Origin of the sequence: Rathayibacter sp. VKM Ac-2762 (assembly GCF_009866585.1) — a bacterium.
In the GTDB taxonomy this organism is placed as follows: Bacteria; Actinomycetota; Actinomycetes; order Actinomycetales; family Microbacteriaceae; genus Rathayibacter.
Window position 1 is genome coordinate 2,528,457 of sequence record NZ_CP047419.1, and the last position, 25,919, is coordinate 2,554,375.

Here is a 25,919-nt window from a genome sequence, read left to right on the forward strand (position 1 = left end):
CCCGTCCGACCGGCGTCGGTTAGCGTGGGGCGCATGCCCTCAGGTGACGGAGCCGCGGACCCGCTCGACGCGGGCTGGATCCGGCGAGCGCCGAGCCGGGCCGGATACGTGCGCGACGCGGTCACCGCGGGGATCCTGCTGGTGGCGACGATCGTCTCCGTCGCGCTGTACTCCTCGGCGGGCTTCCCGGACGCGGCGCACCCCGTCGTCAGCGCCCACTGGGCCGTCCTGATGACCCTTCCCCTCGCGCTGCGCCGCCGGTTCCCCGCGAGCGTGGCGGCCGGGCTCTCCGTCGTCTACGCGCTCGGGATCGTGCTCCAGGTGCCGGAGTCGCTCTTCGGCCAGATCTGCCTGTTCCTCGCGCTCTACACGGTCGGCGCGTGGGGCCGGAACCGGCGCACGGCGCTCGTCGTCCGAGTGGCGATCGCGGTCGGGATGCTGGGCTGGCTGCTCACCACCCTCGCCACGGGCGAGTACTTCGGCAGCTCCGTGCCGGTCGACGACTCCCCCGGCCTGCTCTCGCCCTACGCGGCGGAGTCGGCCCTCGCGGTCGTCTCGAACCTGCTCTACTTCGGCAGCGCCTACGTCTTCGGCGAGGCGTCGTGGCAGTCGGCCCGCCGGCTGGAGGCGCTCGAGACGCGCACGGCCGAGCTCGACGACGAGCGGGAGCGCTCCTCGCGGCAGGCGGTGTCCTCCGAGCGGCTGCGGATCGCCCGCGAGCTGCACGACGTGGTCGCGCACCACGTCAGCGTGATGGGCGTGCAGGCGGGAGCGGCGCGGCGGGTGCTGGCGCGGGATCCGGAGCGGGCGGCGGCCTCGCTCAGCGCCATCGAGGGCGACGCGCGCTCGGCGATCGAGGAGCTGCACCGCATCCTGGTCGCGCTGCGCGCCGAGGACGCGGTCCCGAATCCGCTCACCGACGCCGCGTCCACCCGCGGGGTGGCCCAGCTCGAGGAGCTGGTCGCGGCGTCCGGCGGGTCGGGCCTGCCCACCGTCTTCCTCACCCTCGGCACGCCCCGCGAGATCCCCGCGACGGTAGGGCTCAGCCTCTACCGCATCGCGCAGGAGTCGCTCACGAACGTCCGCAAGCACGCGGGGCGCGGCGCGCACGCCGAGGTGCGCCTCCGCTACGCCCCCGACGCGGTCGAGCTCGAGATCGCCGACGACGGCGGGTCCGGCCCGCACCCGAGCGCTCCCGCCTCCTGCGGACTGGGGCACACCGGCATGAGCGAGCGCGCGGCCGCGGTCGGCGGCTGGATCGAGATGGGGCCGAGGGGCGCAGGCTACCTCGTGCACGCCCGGGTGCCGCTGTCCCCCGTCCGGGCGAGCGTGCCGGACGCCGACGACCCGGTACCGTCGTCGGAGACGTCGCGGGGGCGTCAGGAGCGAGCGAGCGGGGGCCGCCCATGACCGAGCACGTGCGGGTGCTGCTCGTCGACGACCAGGAGCTCGTCCGCGTGGGCTTCCGCATCATCCTCGAGTCGGAGCCGGGGATCGAGGTGGTCGGCGAGGCCCGCACCGGGCTCGAGGCCCTGCAGCGCGCCTCCGAGCTGCGCCCCGACGTGATCTGCATGGACGTGCAGATGCCCGGCCTCGACGGCCTGGCCGCGACCCGCGAGATCGTGGCCGACCCGCGCCTGTGCTCGCGGGTGCTCATCCTCACCACCTTCGACCGCGACGACTACCTCTTCGAGGCGCTCTCGGCCGGCGCCAGCGGGTTCCTGCTCAAGAACGCGTCGCCGGAGGAGCTGGTCGAGGCCGTGCAGGTGGTCGCCCGCGGCGACGCGATGCTCGCCCCCGACGTCACCCGGCGCGTGATCGAGCGGTTCGCGTCCGTGCCCGAGCACACGCCGGCCGCGGCCGACCACTCCGGAGTGGCCGACCTGACGGACCGCGAGCGGGAGGTGCTCGTGCACCTGGCGCGGGGCTGGTCGAACGCCGAGATCGCGGCCGAGCTGTTCGTGGGCGAGGCGACCGTGAAGACGCACGTCTCGAAGATCCTGATGAAGCTCGGCGTGCGCGACCGGATCCAGGCGGTCGTGTTCGCCTACGAGCACGGGATCGCGGTGCCGGGGCGCCCCTGAGCGGTCGGCCGGGGGATCTGCTTGCGGGTGCTCGACGCCGGGGCGGTCAGCGCCGGGGCTGGCTCGAGGCCGGGCGCGGCGGGGCGCGGCGGACGAACTCCATCCGGATCTCCGGCACGATCTTCCGGTCGAGCACGACCGTCATGTAGCGGCCGTCGACGCGGGCGCCGATCGCGACCACGTCCGGGTCGGTGTCCACGCGGTAGCCGCGCAGCGCCTCCCCGTCCACGATCACCGGGACGCCGCGCACGACGTCCTCGTCGCGGAGGGCGGCGGCGACCACCGGCATCCCGCCGCGGCGGCTGCGCACGCGGCCCGGGAAGGTGTTGCGGAGCACGTCGCCCATGTGGGCCGCGAGGCGGGACTCCAGGGGCCGGCTGCGCTCGGCGGGGATCGGCACGGAGGTGCGGACCGCCTCCCAGAGCACCGGGTACCGCATCCGCGTCACCTGGTCGACCATCCATGGCGGCAGGTGGTCGTTCTCGGCGCGCTCGATCGCGCGCTTCTGCTCGGGGGTCAGCGGGACGTGGTTGACGGGGTCGGCGCGGTTGCGCGGGTTCTTGTAGAACGAGTACGAGAGCGAGATCTCGACGAAGCGGCCGAGCGCCATCGTCTGCGCCGCGGCGAACTCCTCCAGCCTCGGCTGGGGCGCGAACGCGAGGACGGGATCGCCGAAGCGAGCCGCGATCTCGTCCACCCCGGGAGGGGCGGGCATGTCGCGGACAGCTCCCGTCGTGTCCATGCGCATACGTCAAGAGTGGCCTGCCTCCCAGCCGATACCAACTTCTTGACGGAGATCGGCTTTCGGGTCGTCGTCCGTTCACCTGCCCGAAACATGCGGGAGGCAGGAGGGGTGTCTCGGCGGGCGCCTCCCGGGCTCCTCCGGGCGGCGGGCTGCGAAGATGGAGGGATGAGCGCTCTGCACGATCCCGACGTCCGCGGCTTCGCCTCCGACAACTACTCCGGAGTGCACGACGAGGTCCTCGCCGCGATCGCCGCGGCCAACGGAGCGCACCAGATCGCCTACGGCGAGGACGTCTACACCGAGCGCCTGCAGGAGGCGTTCCGCCGCGAGTTCGGCGAGCAGGCCCAGGCCTTCCCCGTCTTCAACGGCACGGGCGCCAACGTCACCGGCCTGCAGTCGATGCTGCCCCGGTGGGGCGCCGTCGTCTCGGCGGGCACCGCGCACATCACCTCCGACGAGGGCGGAGCGCCCGAGAAGGTCGGCGGGATCAAGATCCTCACGGTCCCCACGCCCGACGGCAAGCTGACCCCGGCGCTGGTCGACCAGGAGGCGTGGGGCTTCGGCGACGAGCACCGCGCCCAGCCGCTCGTGGTCTCGATCACCCAGTCCTCCGAGCTCGGCACCGTCTACACCCCCGAGGAGGTGCGCGCGCTCGCCGACCACGCGCACGGCCTCGGCATGCGGCTGCACATGGACGGGGCGCGCATCGCGAACGCCGCGGCCGCCCTCGGCCTGCCCCTGCGCTCCTTCACGACCGACGCGGGCGTCGACGTGCTCTCGTTCGGCGGCACCAAGAACGGCATCCTGCTCGGCGAGGCGATCGTCGTGCTCGACCCGGCGGCCTCGACCGGGCTGACCTTCCTCCGCAAGACCAACATGCAGCTGTCCTCCAAGATGCGCTTCATCTCGGCGCAGCTGCTCGCCCTGCTCGGCGACGGCGGCGAGGAGGAGCCCCTGTGGCTCCGCTCGGCCCGGCACGCGAACGCCATGGCGGCGCGCCTGCGCTCGGGGCTCGAGGAGGCGATCGCCGCCGGCCGGATCACCGGGCTCGAGTTCACGCAGCAGACCCAGGCCAACGCGGTGTTCGCGACGCTGCCGCCCGGAGTCGCGGACCGGCTCCGCACCGCCTACCGCTTCTACGACTGGAACCCGGCGACCGGCGAGGTCCGCTGGGTCTGCTCCTTCGACACGACGGAGGACGACATCGACGCGTTCACGGCCGCGATCGAGCGCGAGCTGGCCGCGTGAGGGCCCGCCTCCCGCGCCTGGCGACGGTCGGCGCCGCGCTCGCCGTTCTCGTCGCGCTGACGGGCTGCACGTCGGCCGAGCGCTCGGACGTCGCGGCCACCCCGTCGGCGTCCGAGACCGCCGCTCCGACTCCCTCCGCGACTCCGACGCCCTCGCCCACGGCCTCGACCCGCCTGGGCTGCGACTCCCTCCTCCCCGCCACACGGGCGGCCTCGGCGCTGGGGGTCTCCCGCAGCGCTCTCGAGGGCAGCCGCGAGGTGACGACGCGCTCCTCGGGCGAGCTGATCCGCGAGGCCGCGGAGGAGAACGGCGGAGTGCTCCGCTGCGCCTGGTACGACGAGGACGCCTCGATCACCGCGGCCGCGGTCGACGACGCCGCCGAGGCCTTCGCCGGCCGTCCGGGCCCGCGCCTCGAGACCGCCGTCGAGGCCTACGGCTCCTGCACCGACGGCAGCTGCGACCTGGACCTGCTCGCCGGCGCCACCTGGGTGACGCTGCAGCTGCGCGGCGCCCCCGCGGCCGTCGACCTCGCCGCGCTGGCGACCGGCACCGCCTCCGCCGCGCTCGGTACCCTCGACGAGCCGGTCACCGCGACGGCGCCCGTCTGCACCGAGGTCCTGACGGCCGAGCAGCTGTCCGGTGCCGCCGGTCTCGCGCAGGCGACCGCGGGGACGGGGACCGGGACGCCGACCACCGCGTCGGCCGCTGCCGCCGCCCGGGCCGGGTACGCCTCCTGCAGCTGGAGCGACGCCTCCAGCGCCGCCTACTCGGGCGTGACGGTCGACGCGCTCCCGAACGGCGACGACGGCTGGCGGAACCTCTCGCTGACCTCGGGCCTGGCGATCCCGCTCGAGCCGCTCGACGGCTTCGGCGAGAAGGCCCTCACCGGCTGCGCGGCGGGCGTCTGCGAGATCGACGCGCTGGCCGACGACGTGTGGTGGCGCGTGACCGTCACCGGCGACGCGGCGAAGGCCGAGGCCGTCGCCCGCGCCGTGCTCGCGAACGCCTGACCCGCGGCGCCTCTCTCCTCCTCCGCGAGCGCGTCAGCGCCAGTACTCGTACCAGGACGACTCGCGGCAGCCGAGGGACGCGTAGAGGCGGCGGGCGCCGGCGTTCTCGGCGAGCACCTGGAGCCAGAAGCGCGCGACACCCCGGCCGGACGCGTCCTCGAGGAGGGCGCGGATCACGGCGGAGGCGAGCCCGCGGCGCCGGGCGTCCGGCCGGGTCGCCAGGGCGAAGAGGCCGCCCCAGAGCTCGCCGTCCGGCGCCGTGACGAGCGCGAGGCGGCCGGTCGCGGCCGGGCCGTCCCCGTCGACGGCGAGAGCGTAGGAGGAGGGGCAGCCCGCGAGGATGCGCTCGGCGACCGCGCGCTCCTCCGCTCCCCCGCGACCGTCCACCGACCACCAGAGGGCGAGCCAGTCCTCGTCGGGAGCCGGGGCGAGCCGGACGCGAGGCCGCGGCGCGGATACCGACGGCGCGGACCCCGACGTCGTGGACAGGGCGGCGAGCGCCTCCTGCACCGAACCCGTCAGCACGAGCGTCCGGTCGATCGGCGCGGCGCCCCGCTCGGCGAGCAGCCCGGTCAGACCGGCGGGGCTCGGCGGCCCGATCTGCACGAGGGGCGCGATCCCGTGCTCGCGGGCGAACGCCTCCGCCGCGTCGAGCGCCGCCTCCTGGTCGACGACGTCGCCGGACGCGAGCACCGAGTTCGCGCGCTTGGTGACCCCTGCGGAGGCGCGCAGCTCCCACGCGCCGAAGGGGCGCCGCACGAGCGCGGGCCAGGCGTCGGCGGCGAGGCGGTCGAGCAGGCGCGGATCCATCGGGCCACGGTAGCGGGAGCGGCGCCGGAGCCCCGCGGACGCCCCCGGAGACGGCTCCGGCCCGCAGGATCCGCCGCGGACGAGCCGAGCGGGATCCTGCGGGCCGGAGGCCGTGGAGGGACGAGCCCTACATGTTGATCATGTGCCCCTTGAGGCCGTGGAAGCCCTCCTGCAGCGCCTCCGACAGCGTCGGGTGGGTGTGCACGTTGCGGGCCAGCTCGGTCGCGGTGAGGTCCCACTTCTGGGCGAGCGTGAGCTCGGGGAGCAGCTCCGAGACGTCCGGGCCGATCATGTGGGCGCCGAGGAGCTCGCCGTACTTCTTGCTCGCGATGAGCTTCACGAAGCCGGTGGGCTCGCCGAGGCCATGGGCCTTGCCGTTCGCCATGAAGGGGAAGGTCGAGACGGTGATCTCGTGTCCCTCGTCCGTCGCCTGCTTCTCGGTGAGGCCGAAGGAGGCGATCTGCGGCTGGCAGAACGTCGCGCGCGGCATCATCCGGTAGTCGCCCAGGGTCTGGGTCTCGGCACCGGCGAGGGTCTCGGCGGCGACGACGCCCTGCGCCTCCGCGACGTGCGCGAGCTGCAGCTTCGCGGTGACGTCGCCGATGGCGTAGATGTGCGGCACGTTGGTGCGCATGTGGTCGTCGATCGCGATCGCGCCGCGCTCGGTGAGCTCGACGCCCGTCTTCTCGAGGCCGAAGCCCTCGGTGCGGGGGACCCAGCCGATCGACATGAGCACCTTGTCGACCTCGAGGGTCGACTGCGTGCCGTCCTTCGCGGTGTAGGTGACCGTGACGTAGCCGTCCTTGTCGACGACCGACTCGACCTTGGTCGAGGTCAGGATCTCGACGCCGAGCTTCTTGTACTGCTTCTGGATCTCCTTGGAGACGTCCGGGTCCTCGTTGGGGAGGGCGCGGTCCATGAACTCGATGATCGTCACGTCGACGCCGTAGTTCTTGAGGACGTAGGCGAACTCCATGCCGATCGCGCCCGCGCCCACGATGGCCATCGTGTCGGGGAGCTCGCGGGTCATGATCTGGGTCTCGTAGGTGACGACGTTCTCGGAGAGCTCGACGCCGGGGAGGAGGCGGACGCTCGCGCCGGTCGCGATGATCGCGTCGTCGAAGGTCAGCGACTCCGTGCCGCCCTTGCTCAGCTGCACGTCGAGGCCCTGCGGGCCGGTGAAGGAGCCGACGCCGTCGAACTCGGCGATCTTGTTCTTCTTCATCAGGAAGTGGACGCCCTTGGTGCGGCCGTCCGCGACCGAGCGGCTGCGGTCGAACGCCGCGCCGAAGTCGAACGAGACGTCGCCCGAGATGCCGAACTGCTTCGCCTGGGTGTGGAAGAGGTGGGCGAGCTCCGCGTTGCGCAGCAGCGCCTTGGACGGGATGCAGCCGACGTTAAGGCAGACACCGCCCCAGTACTGCTTCTCGACGACGGCGACGGACTTGCCGAGCTGGGCGGCGCGGATCGCGGCCACGTATCCGCCGGGGCCTGCCCCCAGGACGACGACGTCGAAGTGCTGGGCCATGGATGATCCTCCAGAGTCGTGGATGGTGGTGCGCGGGGTGACCACGCCGTCTCCCACCGTACCGTTCCGGGGCTCGGAGGCGGCCCGCTCCTCCGTGGGCGAACGCGCGTGCGGGCGCCTGCCGTGCACGCGCGGGAATGCCCGCGGGGCGGGGACGGTTGGGCTCCACGGGCGACGGAGCCCCTCCCCCAGTCCCCCGCACGGAAGAAGCCCCGCGATGTCCGCCACCGCCTCCCGCACCGCCAGCACCAGCGCCCCGATCCTCGACGTCCTCGCGGAGCGCTGGAGCCCCCGCTCCTACGACGCGTCCGCGACCGTCTCCGACGAGACCCTCGCGTCCCTCCTCGAGGCCGCGCGCTGGTCCCCGTCCGCCAGCAACTCGCAGCCGTGGCGCTTCATCGTCGCCCGCCGCGGAACCGACGAGTTCGACCGCATCGTCGCGACGCTCGCCGGCTTCAACGGCGCCTGGGCCGGCTCCGCCGCCGTCCTGGTCGTCGCGCTCGCCGAGACCGTCGACTCCGAGGGGAAGCCGCGCCCCTGGGCCGTCTACGACCTCGGCCAGTCGATCGCCCACCTCAGCGTCCAGGCGCACCACGAGGGCCTGCACGTGCACCAGATGGCCGGCTTCGACAAGGACGCCGTCCGCGCCGCGTTCGGCGTCGACGAGCGCTTCGACCCGGTGACGATCGCCGCGGTGGGAGTCGCGGCCGACGCCGACGCGCTGGCGAACGAGACCCTCCGCGAGCGCGAGACCGCGCCGCGCACCCGCCTGCCCCTCGAGGAGCTCGTGCTCGTCCAGGCGTAGCCCTCCGGCAGAAGGCCTCCCCCGTCCGCGGACCGGGGAGGCCTTCCGCGTCCCACCCCCTGTGTTACTCCCCGTGTCGGTCCCCGCTGTGCCGCCGGGAGCCTCTCCGTACGATCGGACGATCCGCCCGCCCGTCCCGCTGCCCGGAGAGACATGCCCGCCACCCCCGCCGCCCGCACGAGCCTGGCCTTCGACGCCGAGCTCGGCCAGTCGGCGTTCCCCGTGCGCTTCGAGGGGGTCGGCCGCACCTTCGCGCCCGGGTCCCCCGTGCTGACGGACGTGACGCTCGAGGCCGCCGCGGGCGAGGTCATCGCGATCCTCGGCCCGAGCGGCTGCGGCAAGTCGACGCTGCTGCGCATCGCGGCGGGCCTGGACACCGCCTCCGAGGGGTCCGTCCTCATCGACGGCGCCCCCGTCTCCGGCATCGACCCGCGCTGCGCGGTGGCGTTCCAGGAGCCGCGGCTGCTGCCCTGGCGGAGCATCGCCGACAATGTCGCGCTCGGACTGCCGCGCGGCACCCCGCGCCCGGCCGCCCGCGCCGCCGTCGACGAGCTGCTCTCGCTGGTCGGCCTCACCGCGCACGCCCGCTCGCGGCCCCGCGAGGTGTCCGGGGGGATGGCCCAGCGCGCCTCCCTCGCCCGCGCCCTCGCCCGGAACCCCGGCGTGCTCCTCCTGGACGAGCCCTTCGGGGCGCTCGACGCGCTGACCCGCCTGCGGATGCAGGACCTGCTGCTCGACGTGCACGCGGCGGCTCCGGCGACGATCCTGCTCGTCACCCACGACGTCGACGAGGCCCTCCAGCTGGCCGACCGCATCGTGCTCCTCGGGCGCGACGAGCCCGGAGGCGTCTCGCGCATCCAGCGGATCGTCACCGTCCCCGGCGCGCGGCCCCGCGACCGCGGCTCGGCGGAGCTCGCCGAGCACCGGGCCGAGCTCCTCGCGGGGCTGGGCATCGAGCGGCACTGACCCCGGGCGGATCGACCCGCGTCCCTCCACCCGGGCGGCACGGTCCGGGCGGCACGACCTCCCTCCCCAGCCGCCTCCTCCTCCCGCTCTCCACCGCACGAGCACCTCCCCGCACCGCCCCTCCCCTGCAGCGTCCACACTCGCTGTCACCGCATCCCCGAAGCCGAGGCCCCCATGTCGTTCACCAGCTCCCCGCTCACCCGCCGCACCGCTCTCGCCGGTCTGCTCACCGCCGCCGCCGTCCCGCTCCTCGCGGGCTGCGTGCAGGGCGAGGGCGGAGGAGGAGCGGCGGCCGCGACCGCCGACGCCGCCTCCGGAGGAACTCAGGGCGGCACGCTCACGCTCGACTTCGCGACGTACAACCCGCTGAGCCTGGTCATCAAGGAGAAGGGCTGGCTCGAGGCCGCCCTCGCCGAGCAGCAGGTCACCGTCGCCTGGGTGCAGTCGGCCGGCTCCAACAAGGCCAACGAGGCCCTGCGCGCCGGAGCGATCGACGTCGGCTCCACCGCCGGCTCCGCCGCGCTGCTCGCCCGCTCGAACGGCTCGCCGATCAAGACGATCGACATCTTCTCGCAGCCGGAGTGGTCGGCCCTCGTCGTCCCCGCCGGCTCGGCGATCACGTCGGTCGAGCAGCTCGAGGGCAAGCAGATCGCGGCCACCAAGGGCACCGACCCGTACTTCTTCCTGGTGCAGGCGCTCGAGGCCGCCGGGCTGGGCATCGGCGACGTGACGGTGCAGAACCTGCAGCACGCCGACGGCTGGGCGGCGCTGCAGAACGGCTCCGTCGACGCCTGGGCGGGCCTGGACCCGATCATGGCCGGCGCCGAGGCGGCCGGGGCGACCCTGCTCTACCGCAACGTCGACTTCAACTCCTACGGCCTGCTCAACGCGACCGAGAGCTTCCTCGCCGAGAAGCCGGACCTCGCGCAGACCGTCGTGAACGCGTACGAGCACGCCCGCGCCTGGGCGCTCGAGAACCAGGACGAGACGGCGAGCATCCTCGCCTCCGTCGCCGGCCTCGACGTGGCGGTGGCGACGACGGTCATCACCGAGCGCAGCAACCTCGACGTCGACAACGTCCCCGGCTCCGCGCAGACCGACGTGCTCGCCGTGATCGGCCCGATCTTCGTCGAGAACGGCGACGTCGCCTCGCAGCAGCAGGTCGACGACGCGCTCGACTCGCTGCTCGACGACACCTACGCCTCGGCGGCCGACCCGAGCGCCATCGGCGCCTGAGGGTCCGGCCCTCCGCCCCCGACCCCGTGATCCGAGGAGACCGACGATGACGATCCGCGACGACGACACCGCGACCGACGCCGATGTGCTGCGGCGGAGCGCGCTGTCCGCGCCGATGCCGGGTGAGCCCGGACTCGTGACGGCGGGCCCGTCGGTCGCGGCCTCCCAGCGCCGCCTCCGCGAGGACCGCTCCCACCCGCTCACCACGCGACGGTGGTTCGTGGTCGCGGGAGGCGCGATCCTGCCCGTGCTGCTGCTCGCCGCCTGGCAGATCGCGACGACGACCGGGATGGTCTCGGTGGCAGTCTTCCCCTCGCCCGCGATGGTCTGGGCGGCCGGCGTCGACCTCGCCCAGCGCGGCGACCTCGGCCAGGACGTCGCCATCTCGACGCAGCGCGTGCTCATCGGGTTCGCGCTCGGCTCGGCGCTCGGGCTCGTGGTCGGCGCGCTCTTCGGGCTCTCCCGCGTCTGGGAGGTCGTCCTCGGGCCGACCCTCGGCGCGATCCGGGCGGTCCCGTCGCTGGCCTGGGTCCCGCTGCTGCTGCTCTGGATGGGCATCGGCGAGGAGTCGAAGATCACGCTGATCACGATCGGCGCGTTCTTCCCCGTCTTCACCACGGTGGCCACGGCGCTCGGCCACGTCGACCGGCACCTCGTCGAGGCGGGCCGCGCCTTCGGCCTCTCGGGCGTCCGGCTCTTCACGACGGTGCAGCTGCCCGCGGTGATCCCCTCCGTGATCTCCGGGCTGCGCCTCGCGCTCGCCCAGTCGTGGCTGTTCCTGGTCGCCTCCGAGCTCATCGCCTCCTCGATGGGCCTCGGCTTCCGCCTCATCGACAGCCAGAACAACGGCCGGATCGACCGGGTGTTCCTGGCGATCGTCCTGCTGGCCGTGCTGGGCAAGCTCACCGATGCCGTCGTCGGCGTGTTCCAGCGCTACGCCGTGAGGAAGTGGGCGTGAGCGCCGGGGAGGGAGCTCCGAGCGTGAGCGGAACGATCGCCAACCTGCTCGACGAGCACCGCCGGTTCCCCCCGCCCGCAGCCTTCGCCGCGCAGGCGAACGCGGGCGCGGAGGAGTACTCGCGCGCCGCCGCCGATCCGGTCGCGTTCTGGGAGGAGGCGGCCCGCCGCCTCGAGTGGGCGGAGCCGTGGCACACCGCCCACAGCTGGGAGCCTGCCGCTCCGCTGCCCGACGGCTCGCTCTCGGTGCCGCGCACGACCTGGTTCGAGGGCGGACGGCTGAACGTGGCCGTCAACTGCGTCGACCGCCACGTGGACGCGGGACGCGGCGGGAAGACCGCCCTCCACTTCGAGGGCGAGCGCGGCGACCGGCGGTCGATCACCTACGCCGAGCTCCAGCGCGAGGTCTCCCGCGCCGCGAACGCGCTGACCGCGCTCGGGATCGGGAAGGGCGACCGCGTCGTCGTCTATCTCCCGGTGATCCCCGAGACCATCGTCATCACGCTCGCGATCGCGCGGATCGGCGCGATCCACTCGCTCGTCTTCGGCGGCTTCTCCGCCGAGGCGGTGCGGTTCCGCGTGGAGGACACCGGCGCGAAGCTCCTGGTCACCACGGACGGGCAGTTCCGGCGCGGAGCGGCGGTGCCGGTCAAGGCGAGCGCCGACCGGGCGGTCGAGGGCGTCGCGTCGATCGAGCACGTCCTCGTCGTCCGCCGCACCGGTGAGACCGACGTCCCGTGGACCCCGGGCCGCGACGTCTGGTGGCACGAGCTGGTCGATGCGCAGAGCGACGTCCACGAGGCCGAGGCCTTCGACTCCGAGACGCCGCTGTTCATCATCTACACCTCCGGCACGACCGGGAAGCCCAAGGGGCTGGTGCACACCAGCGGCGGCTACCTCACGCAGGCCTCCTGGACGCACTGGGCGGTGTTCGACGCGAAGCCGGACGACGTGCACTGGTGCACCGCCGACCTCGCCTGGGTCACCGCGCACACCTACGAGATCTACGGACCGCTCTCGAACGGGCTCACCCAGGTGATCTACGAGGGCACCCCGAGCACCCCGCACACCGCCCGGCACTTCGAGATCATCGAGCGGTACGGGGTGACCGTCTACTACACGGCGCCGACGCTGATCCGGACGCTGATGACCTGGTTCCCCGAGGGCGTGCCCGCCCGGTACGACCTGTCGGGCCTGCGCCTGCTAGGCACCGTCGGCGAGTCCATCAACCCCGAGGCCTGGGTCTGGTTCCACGAGGCGATCGGCGGCGGACGCTGCCCGATCGTCGACACCTGGTGGCAGTCCGAGACCGGCGCCGCGGTGATGTGCCCGCTGCCGGGCGTCTCGACCCTCAAGCCGGGCTCGTCTCTCGGAGCCCTGCCCGGGCTCGGCGTCCTCGTGGTGGACGAGCACGGCGAGCGGGTGCCGAACGGCTCCGGCGGCTACCTCGTGGTCGACCGGACCGGGCCGGCGCTCGCCCGCACCGTGTGGGGCGACCCGGAGCGGTACCGCGACTCCTACTGGGCCCGCTACGCGTCCCAGGGGTGGTTCTTCTCCGGGGACGGCGCGAAGTACGACGCCGACGGCGACGTCTGGGTGCTCGGCCGCGTCGACGACGTCATCAACGTCTCCGGGCACCGCCTGTCCACGATCGAGATCGAGTCGGCACTCGTCGCCCATCCGGCCGTCGGCGAGGCCGGAGTCGTCGGAGTCGCCGACGCGACGACCGGGCAGGCGATCGCGGCGTTCGTCATCCCCTCCGACGAGGCCGTCGACCGCGCCGAGGAGGACCCGGCCTACTGGGCCGCGCTCGGCACGACGCTCTCGGCGCTCCTGCGCGACCACGTGGCGGTCGCGATCGGTCCGATCGCCAAGCCGCGCGACGTGGTGGTGGTGCCGGATCTGCCCAAGACCCGCTCCGGCAAGATCATGCGGCGGCTGCTCGGCGACATCCGCGACGGCCGCCCGCTCGGAGACGTGACGAGCCTCCAGGACGACACCGTCCCGGCGCGCATCGCCCGCATCGTCGCCGAGCGCGGGTAGGCGCCGCGCCAGTCGGACGCGGCGGGCGGACCCTGTTTCGGGGAGGCGTCGGGAGCCTGCGCGTCCGCGGCGAGGAGGGGCCGCCGGGGAGCATCCGGAGTAGCGTGAAGCCGTGCGCGACGTCCAACAGCAGATCATCTCCGAGCTCCACGTCTCCCCCGCCGTCGATCCGGCCGTCGAGGTCGAACGGCGCAGCGGATTCCTCGCCGACTACCTCCGCAGCACCGGCGCGAACGGCCTCGTCCTCGGCATCAGCGGCGGCCAGGACTCGAGCCTCGCCGGGCGCCTTTGCCAGCTCGCGGTCGAGCAGGTCCGCGCGAGCGGCGGCGACGCCTCCTTCATCGCGGTCCGCCTGCCGTACAAGGTGCAGGCCGACGAGGAGGACGCCCAGCTCGCCCTCACGTTCATCCGCCCGGACCGCCAGGTCGTCTTCGACATCCACCAGGGCGTCGACGGCGTGGCCGCAGCATTCGGCGACGCGGTCGACGAGCCGATCAGCGACTTCGTGAAGGGCAACGTGAAGGCGCGGATGCGGATGATCGCGCAGTACGCGATCGCCGGCCAGGCCGGGATGCTCGTCGTCGGGACCGACCACGCGGCCGAGGCGGTCACCGGCTTCTTCACGAAGTACGGCGACGGCGGCGCCGACGTCCTCCCGCTCACCGGCCTCACCAAGCGGCAGGGGCGCTCGCTCCTCGAGCACCTGGATGCACCGGCCCGGCTCTACGAGAAGGCGCCGACGGCGGACCTGCTCGACGACAACCCCGGCCAGACCGACGAGACGAACCTCGGGCTCACCTACGCCGACCTCGACACGTACCTCGAGGGCGGCGAGGTCGACCGGGCCGTCGCCGAGGCGATCGAGGCGCGGTACGCCGCGACCGAGCACAAGCGCCAGGTGCCGCTGTCGATGTTCGACGACTGGTGGCGCTGAGCCGCCGCTGACCGCTTCCAGCGGCCGGCAGCTCAGGACCGCACGGGGCCCCGCTGAGGCGGGGCTCCCGTGCGTCCGGCGCGGAACCGATGCGAGGACCGGACCCGCCGCGGTATCAGGAGTCGGCGCGGGCGTTGTAGACGAGCACCTCGCCGGAGTCGACGGAGGCGCGGTAGGCGCGGAACACGTCGAGGGCCTCGTCGCGGAGCACGCCGTCGACGACCTCGATGCCGCGGGCCTCGAACTGCGCGGCCCAGTCCTCGCGCATCGGCCCCTCGTCGAAGGTGCTGATCTCCTCGAGCTCGGGGCCGGAGCCCGCGACGACCAGGCGGCGCACCCCCGACCACATCGTCGCTCCGTAGCACTGCACGCACGGGCGCCAGTTGACGACCAGGTCGTGAGCGGGGAGGCCCTCGCCACCGAGGTCCCAGGTGCCGAGCGCGGTCTGCGCGAGACCGAGCGCCGTCACCTCGGCGTGGCCGGACGAGACCCCGCTGCCGAGGACGACGTTCACTCCGACCGAGACGAGACGACCGGAGTCGCGCTCGACGACGATCGCCGCGAACGGGCCGCCGTTCCCCTCGCGGAAGTTGCGGTCGGCGAGCGCGTGCACGAGGGCCATCCGGTCCTCGAGGCTCGGGAGGACCTCGGGGACGTCGCGGAGGGCGTCACCGATCCAGGCGGGCAGGGCGATCTCGTAGCGGGTGGCGAGGCGGTCGATGTCCATGGGTCCTCCGGGAGACGGGGCGGGGCGGGGCGGCGGGCGGAGAGGGATGCGCGGCAGGCACGGCACAAATGACGCGCGGGCGGCGGCGGCCGTCGCCCCTCAGCCTCGCAGTGCCGAGCGCCGGAGACGGAATCGGCCCGGCGCGTCGACGCGGAGGTCAGGCGAGGAGGGCCTCGCCGAGCGCCGCGGCCTGCGCCGCCCAGAAGCGCTTCGCCACACCGGTCCGGCGGAACAGGGCGTCGAAGCCGTGGAAGGCGCCCTCCACGATCTCGAGCCCGCACGGCACTCCGGCCGCGCGCAGGCGCTCGGCGTAGCGGACGTCCTCGTCGTGGAAGAGGTCGAGGCCGCCGACGCCGATCCAGGCCGGCGGGAGGCCCGTGAGGTCGTCGCGGCGGGCGGGGGCGGCGTACGCCGGGACGCCGGGGCCGCCGGGCTCGCCGCCGAGGTAGGCGGTCCAGCCGAAGCGGTTGCTGCCCGGGGTCCAGACGCGGACGCCGCGCGGCGGAGGACCGGACCGGGTGACGGTGCGGTCGTCGAGCATCGGGTAGACGAGCAGCTGGAACGCGGGCTGTGCTCCTCCGCGGTCGTGGGCGAGGAGGGTCGCACCCGCGGCGATGCCGCCGCCCGCACTCGCACCTCCGACGGCGACGCGCGCCGGGTCGACGCCGCGCTCCCGGGCGTGCTCGACGAGCCAGTCGAACGCGGCCAGCACGTCCTCGACGGCAGCCGGCGCGGGATGCGCGGGCGCGAGGCGGTAGTCGACGGAGACGACCGTGATGCCCAGGGTGCGGGCGAAGTCGATGCAGGACGCCTCGTCCTGGAGGTGGCTGCCGAGCACCATGCCGCCGCCGTGCACCCAGATGAGCGCGGGAGCGGTACCGCGGAGGATGCGCGGCCGGTAGCTGCGGGCCCGGACGGGAGCGGCTCCGGCGACGGGGATCTCGAGGTCGTCGACCACGATGTCGGGCGGAGCCTCGCCTCCCTCGGCGACGCGACGCGTGGCGAGGCGCAGCAGTCGCGGGCCGAGGACGATCGGCGGGAGGAAGCGGCCGAGCGCGAGGTCGGGGTGGAAGAGGGGCGCCGTCGCGGCGGTGCGGGCTGACGCGGTCATGCGCGGGAGGCTACTCCTCGCGGCCGTGCCGGCGCCCCTCCGCGGGATTACGGACGCACGAGGGTCTTGATCGCGCGGCGCTCGTCCATGGCGGCGTACGCCTCGGCGATCTCCTCGAGGGGCAGCTCGAGGTCGAAGACCAGACCGGGCTCGATCGCGCCGCTGAGCACGTCCGGCAGCAGCTCGGCCATGTAGCCGCGGACCGGCGCGACTCCGCCGTTGACGCCCACGTTCGAGCCGAACATCTGGCGGACGGGCAGCTCGGGGCCTCCGTTGGGGACGCCGACGTAGCCGACCATGCCGCCGGGGCGGGCGGAGTCGAGGGCCTGCTGCATCGACTCCTTGGTGCCGACGCACTCGAGCACGCAGTCGGCGCCGATCCCGCCGGTCAGCTCGCGGACGCGCGCGACGCCCTCGTCGCCGCGGGTCTCGACGATGTGGGTCGCCCCGAAGCGGCGGGCGAGGTTCTGCCGCGACTCGTGCCGCGACATCGCGATGATCGTGGTCGCGCCGAGGCGCTTGGCCGCCAGGACGGCGCAGAGGCCGACCGCGCCGTCGCCGACGACCGCGACGGTCGAGCCCGCGGTGACACCGGCCGAGATCGCGGCGTGGTGGCCGGTCCCCATCACGTCGGCGAGGGTGAGCAGGCTGGGGATGAGCGCCGGGTCCGGGTCGATGCCCACGCGGAAGAGCGTGCCGTCGGCGAGGGGCACGCGCACCTTCTCACCCTGGGCGCCGTCCGCGAAGCCCTCCTCGCGGACCTCGGCGCCCCACCAGCCGCCGGTGAGGCACGAGGTGGAGACGCCGTTCGCGCAGTTCGCGCAGGTGCCGTCGCAGACGTAGAACGGGGCGATCACGAAGTCGCCGACCGCGACGTCGTGCACGTCGTCGCCGATCTCCTCGACGACGCCGACGAACTCGTGGCCGATGCGGTGCGCCTCCTTGGTGGGCGTGACGCCGCGGTAGGGCCAGAGGTCTGAGCCGCAGACGCACGCCGCGGTGACGCGGACGATCGCGTCGCGCCCCGTCGAGAGCTGCGGGTCGGGGACCTCCTCGAGTCGGATGTCGCGCTCGCCGTGGATGAGTGTTGCTCGCATGGGTGCTCCTGGTCGGGAGGGGGGTGGGGTCGGCGTCCACGGTACGCCCGCGACCGGCCGCGGGTGCCGGAGAGGCGGGGGCTTGCACGAACGCGCGCCGACGCGGCACGGGTGGAGAGCCGGGGCACGGCCGGGGGCGGTCCGGCGCAGGGCGGGAGGCGTCCTGCCGGATCGGAGCAGCCCCGCAGCAGCCCTGCGCCGCGTCACGGCTGCGCCTCCGCCCAGCCGTCGCGCCCGATCACGACGTGCGCGAGGAACCGCAGGCCGCACGCCTCTGCCCCGTCGGCGATCGCCCGCGTCGCCGCACGGTCGGAGGGGAGCACCACGGCCTCGCCCGCGTGGCTGTGCGCCAGGCCGATGCCCGCCGCGCCGCGCGCCAGCACCTCGGCGAGCACGGCGGCGACGGGGATCTCGGCGTGCGCCGGGGCTCCGTCGGCCAGCGTCAGGACGTCGCGGACGGCTCCGGACTCGGCGAGCGCCACTGCCAGCACGGTCTCGACCGGCCGGGCGGCCAGCAGCGGAGCGACGAGCCCGGCCAGGCCGGCGGCGTCGGTCACGCGGGCGGCGCGCGAGGCGCGGTTCATCCTCCGCCGCAGCTCGAAGGAGGCGACCAGGCGGCAGGCGGCGACCTCGCCGACTCCGCGGTGCCGCATCAGATCGGCCACCCCGGCCCGGGCGACGGCGTCGATGCCGCCGAAGCGCGCGAGGAGGCGCTGCGCGACGACGGTCGCGTTGGCGCCGCGGACGCCGGCCCCGATGAGCACGGCGAGGGTCTCGGCGTCGGTGAGCGCTTCCGGTCCGTAGGCGCGGAGGCGCTCCCTCGGCCTCTCCTCGGGAGGGAGGTCGGCCATCCGGGGGCCGGGCGTTTCGAAGGACATGCCGCCGACGCTACGGAGCCCGCCGGACGCGCGCGCCGCGGATCCCGCGACTGTGGACGACTCCCGCCCTCGCGCGCCCTGTGGAGGGAACTTCCGTCGCCACCCGCGCGCTCCTCTCCCCTGCGAGTACGCAGAAGTCGGACTCGCGACAGGGGTCGAGCACCCCGGTCAGTCCGACGCGGGCATCCCCGCCGTCACCGACAGGCTCTCGCCGTCCGGCGCCACGTCCACCAGCACCACGTCCCCGTCGCGCACCGTGCCGCCGAGCAGCGCCGTGGCCAGCTGGTCGTCGATCGCCCGCTGCATCAGCCGGCGCAGCGGCCGCGCGCCGTACTGCGGGTCGTAGCCGCGCTCGGCCAGCCACCCGCGGGCCGCGGGCGTCACCGCCAGGTCGAGCCGTCGCTCCGAGAGCCTCCTCGACAGCCGGTCGACGTACAGCGACACGATCTCGCCGAGCTCGGTGCGGTCGAGCGCGTCGAAGATCACGATGTCGTCGAGCCGGTTCACGAACTCGGGCTTGAAGGCCTGGCGCACCATCTGCTGGACCGCCTCCTCCTTCTGCGGCCGCGACAGCGCCGGGTCCACGAGGAACTGCGACCCCAGGTTGGAGGTGAGGATGAGGATCGTGTTGCGGAAGTCGACCGTCCGCCCCTGGCCGTCGGTGAGCCGGCCGTCGTCGAGCACCTGGAGCAGGACGTCGAACACCTCGGGGTGCGCCTTCTCGATCTCGTCGAGGAGCACCACCGAGTACGGGCGGCGGCGGACCGCCTCCGTGAGCTGGCCGCCCTGCTCGTAGCCGATGTAGCCGGGAGGGGCGCCGACCAGCCGCGAGACGGCGAACTTCTCGCCGTACTCCGACATGTCGATGCGGACCATCGCCTTCTCGTCGTCGAAGAGGTGGTCGGCGAGCGCCTTCGCCAGCTCGGTCTTGCCGACGCCGGTCGGCCCGAGGAAGAGGAAGGAGCCGGTCGGCCGGTCGGGGTCGGAGATGCCCGCGCGGGTGCGGCGCACCGCGTCCGCGACGGCCGACACCGCCTCGTCCTGGCCGATCAGTCGGCGGTGCAGCTCGGTCTCGAGGTGCAGCAGCTTCTCGGTCTCGCCCTGCAGGAGGCGCCCGACGGGAATCCCCGTCCAGGCGGCGATCACCGCGGCGATGTCGTCGGCCGTCACCTGCTCGTTGACCATGCGGCCCTCGGCCGGCTCCTCCTCCGCCTCGGCGGCCGCGAGCTCGCGCTCGATCACCGGGATGTCACCGTAGAGCAGCTTCGACGCGCGCTCGAGCTTGCCCTCGCGCTGCGCCCGCTCGGCGGCGATCCGCAGGGCGTCGAGCCGGTTCTTGAGCTCGCCGACGCGGTTGAGGGAGGCGCGCTCGCGCTCCCAGCGCTCCTGCAGCTCCTCGAGCTGGGCGCCGCGGCGGGCCAGGTCCTCGCGCAGCTTCTCCAGCCGCGCCTTCGAGGCCTCGTCCTTCTCCTTCTTCAGCGCCAGCTCCTCGAGCCTCAGCCGGTCGACGGAGCGGCGCAGCTCGTCGATCTCGACGGGAGCGGAGTCGATCTCCATGCGCAGCCGCGACGCGGCCTCGTCGATCAGGTCGATCGCCTTGTCCGGCAGCTGGCGGGAGGTGATGTAGCGGTTCGAGAGCGACGCGGCGGCGACCAGGGCGGAGTCGGCGATCGCCACCTTGTGGTGCGCCTCGTAGCGCTCCTTCAGCCCGCGGAGGATCGCCACGGTGTCCTCGACGGTCGGCTCGCCGACGAAGACCTGCTGGAAGCGGCGCTCGAGAGCGGCGTCCTTCTCGATGTACTGGCGGTACTCGTCGAGCGTCGTCGCGCCGATCATCCGCAGCTCGCCGCGCGCCAGCATGGGCTTGAGCATGTTCGCGGCCGCCACCGATCCCTCGCCGCCGCCCGCGCCCATCAGCGTGTGCAGCTCGTCGATGAAGGTGATGATCCGGCCGTCGGACTCCTCGATCTCCTGGAGCACGGCCTTCAGCCGCTCCTCGAACTCGCCGCGGTACTTCGCTCCGGCGATCAGGGCCGAGAGGTCGAGGCTGACGAGCTGCTTGCCCTTGAGGCTCTCGGCGACGTCGCCCGCGACGATCCGCTGCGCGAGCCCCTCGACGACGGCGGTCTTGCCGACGCCGGGCTCGCCGATGAGGACGGGGTTGTTCTTGGTGCGGCGCGTGAGCACCTGGCTGACGCGCCGGATCTCGGCGTCCCTCCCGATCACCGGGTCGAGCTTGCCGCTCGCCGCGATGGCGGTCAGGTTGACGCCGTACTGCTCGAGTGCGGACTTCTCGTCCTGCTGGGGCATCCGACCGGCCTGCATGATGGTGGTCTCCTCCGTGGCTCGAAAGTTGAGTTCGACGGACTCAACTTTACTCCCGCGACGGCTCCGGCGGTCAGGCCGTCAGAAGATCGCTGTCGCGGCCCTGGAGCGTCTCGAGCGCGTTCCGGAGGATCGAGCGCAGCCGGAACTCGTCGATCCCGGTCAGCGCCGAGATCTCGGCCTGCGAGAAGCCGCCGGCCGCAGCCAGCAGCAGGAGCTCGCGGTCCGGGCAGTCGAGGGCGAGCAGGCCGCTGCCGAGCGGACGCCGGGCGAGCTCGTGCGCGGACCCGAGGGTCTCGCAGAGGACCTCGAGCACCCAGAGCACGGGCTCCGGCGAGCGGGCGCCCTCGCGGGAGCGGCGCCAGACGGCGGTGAAGACGTCGGTGCAGAGCCGGTCGCGGCCGGCCGGGTCGGCCTGGACCGTGCCGACGCACGCCGAGACGAGGCCGCCGAAGCGATCGACGAGCTCTCCCAGAGCGGAGGCGTCCCCCGTGGCGGAGCGGGTCAGCAGACGGGCGGCGTCCTGCGTCAGCGGCGGACGCACCCGTCCACCGGTCGCGTCCTCGCCTCCAGCACTCACAGGCCCCAGCGTGTCACCGACTCCGGGACGGCGGGACCAGTTGCGCGGAAGGGGGGTGACAGGTATGGAGCGGATCCGCTATCCGACATCAGAGGCGCGGCCAGCGCGCGCGGGCGAAGCAGAAGAGCCCGTAGGCGATGAGCCCGACCGCGACGAAGCCGAGGAGGAGCACGCCCGCCGGCAGCTCCACGAGCGACTTCAGCGCCTCGTCGAGCCCGCCCGCCTGCTCCGGATCATGGGTGACGGCGGCGACGATCAGCAGCACGCCGAGAGCGCCGAGGACCACGCCCTTGGCGACGTAGCCGGCGACGCCGAGCACGGTGACGACGGTGCCCGCCGTACCGCCCGGCTCCGCGACGTTCTCGAGGAACTTCCTGCTCGCTCCGCGGTACACGAAGACGCCGCCGACCGCGAGGACGGCCAGTCCCGCGATCACGAGCAGCACGACTCCGCCCGGCGCCGAGAGCACCTGCGCGCTCGCGCTCTCGGACGACTCGGACGAGCTCGACCCGCCGCCCGTTGCGAACTTCAGCGCCGTCACGCCGAGGGCGCCGTAGACGACGGCCTTGCCCGCCTCCTTCAGCCGGCTGCCCCAGGTCTTCAGGGCGCTCTCGCGCGGGCGGACGAGGAACGCCTCGAGCAGCCCCCAGAGCGCCAGGCCGAAGAGGCCGACCGTGCAGATCCAGAGGATCACCAGACCGCCGGGCTGCGCCGCGAGGGCGCCGAGAGCACCGCTCTGGTCGGCCTCGCCTCCGCCGCCGCGGGCCACGCCGAGGGCGATCACTCCGATCAGGAGGTGGACGAGGCCGTTCGCCGCGAAGCCGCCGCGGGCGAGGGTCCGCACCGCCCGGGAGTCCTGGATGTCGTCGGCGGTGCGCTGGGCGTCGGCGGTGCTCGGAGTGTTCACAGGGTGGACGCTACGCGTTTCCACACCCCCGCGCCCGGCGCTCCGCCGTTCGGAGGTGCTCCCGGAGCCGGTTCTCCACACCTTTCCACAGGGTTGTCCACAGCTGTGGAATCGCTAGAGGGACGAGTGGATCACACGTCGACGGCGCGGACGAGTCCGTCCTGCACGCCTCCCAGCCAGTCGTAGACGCTGCGGATCGCGGCCGCGCTCCCCTCCTCCGGGACGACGTCGTCGGTGTCGTCGATGCCGAGCCGCACGGCCAGAGCGAGCCGCATGTCGGTCAGTGCGCGGAGCCAGGCGATCGCCTGCGGCTCCTCGAGACGGACCGCGACCTCGCCCAGCCCCTCGAAGATCCGGCCGTGACTCGTGCCGTCGCCGGCGTCGAGGGCCGCCGTGACGGCGCGGGCGTCGTCCATCTTGCGGGCGGCGAGGTCCGGAGCGGTGAAGCGGCGGAACTCGTCGGCCGCCTCGGCGTCGTCGCGGTAGGCGTCGGGCAGGAGGCGCGCGAGCGCTGGATCGGAGCGGGCCTCCTCCGAGGACGCCCCGCGGTCGAGCAGCTCGAGCATCTCGCCGGCCAGATGGCGGAGGATCCCGGCCTCCTCGCGGTCGAAACGGGCGACGGCCGCTCCGGAGGAGTCGCGGCGGAACGCGCGCATCAGCCGAGTCCTCGGATGCCGCGAGCGGGGTGCTCCCCGGTCTCCGCGGCCGCGGGGCGCAGCGGGGCGCTCACGCGTCGGCCTTCTGCAGCGTCGCCCACAGGCCGTAGCCGTGCATCGCCTCCACGTGCCGCTCCATCTCCTCGCGGTTGCCGGTCGCGACGACCGCGCGCCCCTCGGTGTGCACCTGCAGCATCAGCCGCTCCGCCTCGGCCCGGCCGAAGCCGAAGTAGCTGCGGAAGACGTACGAGACGTACGACATCAGGTTGACCGGATCGTCCCAGACCAGCACGATCCACGGGACCTCGGCCGCCGAGCGGGTCGCCAGGCGCTCGTCCGCGCGCTCGATCGTGTCCGCCATCCCTCCAGCGTAGGCCGCGGCGCGGGCGGACGCCCGGGCGCGCGGCCCGGAGCGCGCCGCCCGCAGCCCGCGAGTGTCCAGGAGTCGTCGCACTCGGCGCGGGGGCACGAGGACGGGGACCGCGAGAAGCCAGGAGTCGTCGCTGATTCGGCTGCAGCAGCGCCGCCCGCTACGCCGACAGGCGCGGCAGGACCTCCCGGGCGAAGAAGTCGAGGTGGTCGAGGTCCTGCAGGTCCATGAACTGCAGGTAGACGCGCTCGCAGCCGGCCTCGCGGAGGGACTCGAGGCGGTCGACCGCCTCGTCGACGCCGCCGGCCACTCCGTGCTCGCGCAGCTCGGCGGGCTCGCGGCCGATCGCCGCGGCACGGCGCGTGAACTCCGCCTCGTCGCCTCCGCCGACCGCGATCAGCGCGACCGAGTGCACGAGCGACGAGGGCTCGCGCCCGATCGCCCGGCACGCCTCGTCGACGCGCTCGAAGGCCCCCGGGATCGCGTCGAACTCGGGGAAGGGCAGGTTGAACTCGCTCGCGAACCGCGCCGCGAGCGCCGGGGTCCGCTTGGGGCCGCCGCCACCGACGATCACCGGCAGCGGCAGGCGGGCGGGCTTGGGCAGGGCCGGGGAGTCGGTCAGCGTGTAGTGCTCGCCGGCGAAGGAGTAGCGCTCGCCGACCGGCGTCGACCACAGGCCGGTCACGATCTCGAGCTGCTCCTCGAGGAGGTCGAAGCGGCGCGGAGGGAAGGGGATGCCGTACGCGGCGTGCTCCTCCTCGAACCAGCCGGTGCCGAGGCCGAGCTCGGCACGGCCCCCGGACATCGCGTCGACCTGGGCGACCTGGATCGCGAGGATCCCCGGCGGCCGGTAGGTGACGGAGGAGACGAGGGTGCCGAGCGCGATCCGCTCGGTCTCGCGGGCGAGGCCGGCGAGCGTCGTCCACGCGTCGGACGGGCCCACGCCGGGATCGCCGTCCCCCATCCGGAGGTAGTGGTCGGAGCGGAAGAAGCCGTCGTAGCCGAGGCTCTCGGCGGCCTGCGCGACGGCGAGGAGGTCCTCGTAGCTCGCGCCCTGCTGGGGTTCGGTGAACACTCTGAACTGCACGGGTCCAGCCTCCCGCACCGGGGCCGGATCATGCCAGCCCGGCTCCCCCGGCCGGGGCCGCCGACGGGCCCCCGTGTACCGTGGACGGTTGCCGCCGACGAGAGGACCCCATGTCCGAGCACCCGTCCTCCCCGGACACCGCCCCCGCCACCGCGGGCACGACCGCCCCTCCGCACCGCCTCGCGCGGTGGGTCTTCTGGCCCGCCGCCGTCCTCACGCTGTCGATCGCGGCCTTCGCGATCCTCGCGCCCGACGCCGCGACCTCCGTGTTCTCGACACTGCAGACCACGGTCGTCAACACGTTCAGCTGGTACTACGTGCTGATCGCCGCGGTCTTCGTGGCCTTCGCCATCTGGATGGGCGTGAGCCGCTTCGGCGACATCAAGCTCGGCGCCGACGACGACGAGCCCGAGTTCTCGATGCTCGCCTGGATCTCGCTCCTGTTCGCCGCCGGCATGGGCATCGGCCTCGTCTTCTACGGCGTCGCGGAGCCGCTCACCCACTTCGCCACTCCGCGCCCGGGCGTCACCGGCACCGAGACGCAGCTCGCGCAGAGCGCGATCTCGCAGACCTACCTGCACTGGGGCGTCCACGCCTGGTCCATCTACGTGGTGGTCGGCCTCGCCCTCGCGTACGCGATCCACCGCCGCAAGCGGCCGGTGTCGATCCGCTGGGCGCTGGAGCCGCTGCTGGGCCGCCGGGTCCGCGGCGGCTGGGGCAACGCGATCGACGTGGTCGCCCTGGTCGGCACCATGTTCGGAGTCGCGACCTCGCTCGGGCTGGGCGTCACCCAGATCTCGGCGGGCCTGGAGGCGAGCGGCATCGTGGAGTCGTCGCTCACCGTGCAGATCGTGGTCATCGCCGTCGTCACGGGCCTGACCGTCTTCTCGCTGATCTCGGGCGTGGGCAAGGGCATGAAGTGGCTCTCGACCGGCAACCTGCTGCTCGCCGCCGCGCTCCTCGTCTTCGTGCTCGTCGCCGGCCCGACCCAGTTCCTCCTCCGCGAGTTCGTGCAGTCGCTCGGCAACTACCTGCAGAACTTCATCGGCCTGACCTTCACGGTCAGCGCCTACGCCGGCCGCGAGGGCGAGCAGTGGCAGGCCTCGTGGACCACGTTCTACTGGGGCTGGTGGATGTCGTGGGCGCCGTTCGTCGGCATCTTCATCGCCCGCGTCTCGAAGGGCCGGACGGTCCGCGAGTTCGTCGGCGGCGTGCTGCTCGTGCCGACGATCATGACCTTCCTCTGGTTCAGCGTCCTCGGCGGCACGGCCATCTACCGGGAGCTCTACGGCGACGGCGGCCTCGTCGGCGCCGACGGCTCGGTCGACACGAACCTGGCGCTCTTCTCGATGCTGCAGGGACTGCCCGCGGGCTCGGTGCTGACGATCGGCGCGATCCTCCTGATCGGCGTCTTCTTCGTGACCTCCGCCGACTCCGGAGCGCTGGTCATGGCGATGATCGCGACCGGAGGCCAGGCGGAGCCGCGCAACCCGATCCGCGTGTTCTTCGCCGTCGCGACCGCGCTGCTCGCCCTGTCGCTCCTGGTCGCCGGCGGCCTCGACGCCCTGCAGACCGCGGCGATCCTCTCGGCCCTGCCGTTCAGCGTCGTGATGATCCTGATGTGCGTCGCGACGGTGATCGCCTTCCGCCGCGAGATCCGCGCGTACGACAAGGCCCGCCGCAAGGCGTTCGTCGGCGACATCGGCACGTTCTACGGCCTCGAGGTCGAGGATCCGGCGGAGCGCGAGCCCGCCCACCCGATCAAGCGCCTCGCGCACCGCCTGAAGCCGGGGTCGAAGGAGTAGTCGGCTCGGA

24 protein-coding genes are annotated in these 25,919 nt (G+C 73.6%); 11 read left to right on the forward strand and 13 right to left on the reverse strand.

Annotated features, from left to right (window positions below; translation table 11 throughout):
• Positions 1–33: 33 nt before the first annotated feature.
• Both GTU71_RS11910 and GTU71_RS11915 read left to right on the forward strand, forming a co-directional pair.
• The gene (locus GTU71_RS11910) at positions 34–1,410 is read left to right on the forward strand and encodes a histidine kinase (protein WP_159940222.1); all 1,377 of its coding nucleotides are present in this window, start codon (positions 34–36) and stop codon (positions 1,408–1,410) included.
• Positions 1,407–2,084, forward strand: coding sequence for a response regulator transcription factor (locus GTU71_RS11915; protein ID WP_104309565.1), 678 nt, complete (start codon positions 1,407–1,409; stop codon positions 2,082–2,084). The genes GTU71_RS11910 and GTU71_RS11915 overlap by 4 nt, the downstream gene beginning before the upstream one ends.
• A 46-nt stretch (positions 2,085–2,130) precedes the next feature.
• Here GTU71_RS11915 and GTU71_RS11920 read toward each other — a convergent pair whose 3' ends face one another.
• Positions 2,131–2,826, reverse strand: coding sequence for a hypothetical protein (locus GTU71_RS11920; protein ID WP_159940224.1), 696 nt, complete (start codon positions 2,824–2,826; stop codon positions 2,131–2,133).
• Positions 2,827–2,994: 168 nt separating this feature from the next.
• On the opposite strand from GTU71_RS11920, the gene GTU71_RS11925 reads away from it, so the two are divergent.
• Entirely contained in the window at positions 2,995–4,077 is a 1,083-nt protein-coding gene (locus GTU71_RS11925) for a beta-eliminating lyase-related protein (RefSeq protein ID WP_104256598.1), read from the forward strand.
• The gene (locus GTU71_RS11930) at positions 4,074–5,087 is read left to right on the forward strand and encodes a hypothetical protein (protein WP_159940226.1); all 1,014 of its coding nucleotides are present in this window, start codon (positions 4,074–4,076) and stop codon (positions 5,085–5,087) included. The genes GTU71_RS11925 and GTU71_RS11930 overlap by 4 nt, the downstream gene beginning before the upstream one ends.
• Positions 5,088–5,120: 33 nt before the next feature.
• On the opposite strand, the gene GTU71_RS11935 is transcribed toward GTU71_RS11930, so the two are convergent.
• Together GTU71_RS11935 and lpdA are read right to left on the reverse strand one after the other, a co-directional pair.
• The gene (locus GTU71_RS11935; protein WP_159940228.1) at positions 5,121–5,897 is read right to left on the reverse strand and encodes a GNAT family N-acetyltransferase; all 777 of its coding nucleotides are present in this window, start codon (positions 5,895–5,897) and stop codon (positions 5,121–5,123) included.
• Positions 5,898–6,024: 127 nt separating this feature from the next.
• Complete coding sequence (gene lpdA / locus GTU71_RS11940; RefSeq protein ID WP_104222818.1) at positions 6,025–7,425, reverse strand: dihydrolipoyl dehydrogenase; 1,401 nt, start codon at positions 7,423–7,425, stop codon at positions 6,025–6,027.
• A gap of 217 nt (positions 7,426–7,642) precedes the next feature.
• Between lpdA and GTU71_RS11945 the strand changes: the two genes are divergently transcribed.
• From GTU71_RS11945 to nadE, 6 genes are all read left to right on the forward strand, one after another.
• Positions 7,643–8,230, forward strand: coding sequence for a nitroreductase family protein (locus GTU71_RS11945; RefSeq protein ID WP_104222819.1), 588 nt, complete (start codon positions 7,643–7,645; stop codon positions 8,228–8,230).
• Between the two features lie 153 nt (positions 8,231–8,383).
• Positions 8,384–9,196 carry an ABC transporter ATP-binding protein gene (locus tag GTU71_RS11950; RefSeq protein WP_104222820.1) on the forward strand — a complete coding sequence of 271 codons (813 nt, stop codon included), beginning with the start codon at positions 8,384–8,386 and terminating at the stop codon, positions 9,194–9,196.
• 174 nt (positions 9,197–9,370) lie between these two features.
• Positions 9,371–10,432, forward strand: coding sequence for an aliphatic sulfonate ABC transporter substrate-binding protein (locus GTU71_RS11955; protein ID WP_104327643.1), 1,062 nt, complete (start codon positions 9,371–9,373; stop codon positions 10,430–10,432).
• Positions 10,433–10,478: 46 nt separating this feature from the next.
• Positions 10,479–11,390 (forward strand): ABC transporter permease, encoded by a 912-nt coding sequence (locus GTU71_RS11960; protein WP_244229541.1) that lies wholly within the window; start codon positions 10,479–10,481, stop codon positions 11,388–11,390.
• A gap of 23 nt (positions 11,391–11,413) precedes the next feature.
• On the forward strand, positions 11,414–13,432 hold the full coding sequence (acs, locus tag GTU71_RS11965; RefSeq protein WP_159940230.1) for an acetate--CoA ligase: 2,019 nt from the start codon (positions 11,414–11,416) through the stop codon (positions 13,430–13,432).
• Between the two features lie 112 nt (positions 13,433–13,544).
• Positions 13,545–14,366 carry an ammonia-dependent NAD(+) synthetase gene (gene nadE / locus GTU71_RS11970; RefSeq protein WP_159940232.1) on the forward strand — a complete coding sequence of 274 codons (822 nt, stop codon included), beginning with the start codon at positions 13,545–13,547 and terminating at the stop codon, positions 14,364–14,366.
• A gap of 115 nt (positions 14,367–14,481) precedes the next feature.
• On the opposite strand, the gene GTU71_RS11975 is transcribed toward nadE, so the two are convergent.
• The 10 genes from GTU71_RS11975 to GTU71_RS12020 form a co-directional block, all read right to left on the reverse strand.
• A complete protein-coding gene (locus GTU71_RS11975; protein ID WP_181027247.1) occupies positions 14,482–15,093 on the reverse strand; it encodes a nucleoside deaminase in 612 nt (203 codons plus the stop codon).
• A gap of 157 nt (positions 15,094–15,250) precedes the next feature.
• Positions 15,251–16,204 carry an alpha/beta hydrolase fold domain-containing protein gene (locus tag GTU71_RS11980; protein WP_159940234.1) on the reverse strand — a complete coding sequence of 318 codons (954 nt, stop codon included), beginning with the start codon at positions 16,202–16,204 and terminating at the stop codon, positions 15,251–15,253.
• A 47-nt stretch (positions 16,205–16,251) separates the two neighbouring features.
• A complete protein-coding gene (locus tag GTU71_RS11985; protein ID WP_159940236.1) occupies positions 16,252–17,301 on the reverse strand; it encodes a zinc-dependent alcohol dehydrogenase family protein in 1,050 nt (349 codons plus the stop codon).
• A gap of 203 nt (positions 17,302–17,504) precedes the next feature.
• Positions 17,505–18,179 (reverse strand): UPF0758 domain-containing protein, encoded by a 675-nt coding sequence (locus tag GTU71_RS11990; protein WP_104250698.1) that lies wholly within the window; start codon positions 18,177–18,179, stop codon positions 17,505–17,507.
• 168 nt (positions 18,180–18,347) lie between these two features.
• Positions 18,348–20,504, reverse strand: coding sequence for an AAA family ATPase (locus GTU71_RS11995; RefSeq protein WP_104225739.1), 2,157 nt, complete (start codon positions 20,502–20,504; stop codon positions 18,348–18,350).
• A gap of 73 nt (positions 20,505–20,577) precedes the next feature.
• Positions 20,578–21,084, reverse strand: a complete 507-nt coding sequence (locus GTU71_RS12000; RefSeq protein ID WP_159940238.1) for a hypothetical protein — start codon at positions 21,082–21,084, stop codon at positions 20,578–20,580.
• 88 nt (positions 21,085–21,172) lie between these two features.
• Positions 21,173–21,991: a DUF1206 domain-containing protein gene (locus GTU71_RS12005; RefSeq protein ID WP_104225741.1), complete on the reverse strand. Its 819-nt coding sequence runs from the start codon at positions 21,989–21,991 to the stop codon at positions 21,173–21,175.
• A 131-nt stretch (positions 21,992–22,122) separates the two neighbouring features.
• The gene (locus tag GTU71_RS12010) at positions 22,123–22,647 is read right to left on the reverse strand and encodes a DUF2017 domain-containing protein (RefSeq protein WP_104225742.1); all 525 of its coding nucleotides are present in this window, start codon (positions 22,645–22,647) and stop codon (positions 22,123–22,125) included.
• 70 nt (positions 22,648–22,717) lie between these two features.
• Complete coding sequence (gene clpS / locus GTU71_RS12015) at positions 22,718–23,008, reverse strand: ATP-dependent Clp protease adapter ClpS (protein WP_104222829.1); 291 nt, start codon at positions 23,006–23,008, stop codon at positions 22,718–22,720.
• A gap of 169 nt (positions 23,009–23,177) precedes the next feature.
• Complete coding sequence (locus GTU71_RS12020) at positions 23,178–24,104, reverse strand: LLM class F420-dependent oxidoreductase (RefSeq protein WP_104234367.1); 927 nt, start codon at positions 24,102–24,104, stop codon at positions 23,178–23,180.
• 110 nt (positions 24,105–24,214) lie between these two features.
• On the opposite strand from GTU71_RS12020, the gene GTU71_RS12025 reads away from it, so the two are divergent.
• Positions 24,215–25,909: a BCCT family transporter gene (locus GTU71_RS12025; RefSeq protein ID WP_159940240.1), complete on the forward strand. Its 1,695-nt coding sequence runs from the start codon at positions 24,215–24,217 to the stop codon at positions 25,907–25,909.
• Positions 25,910–25,919: the final 10 nt, after the last annotated feature.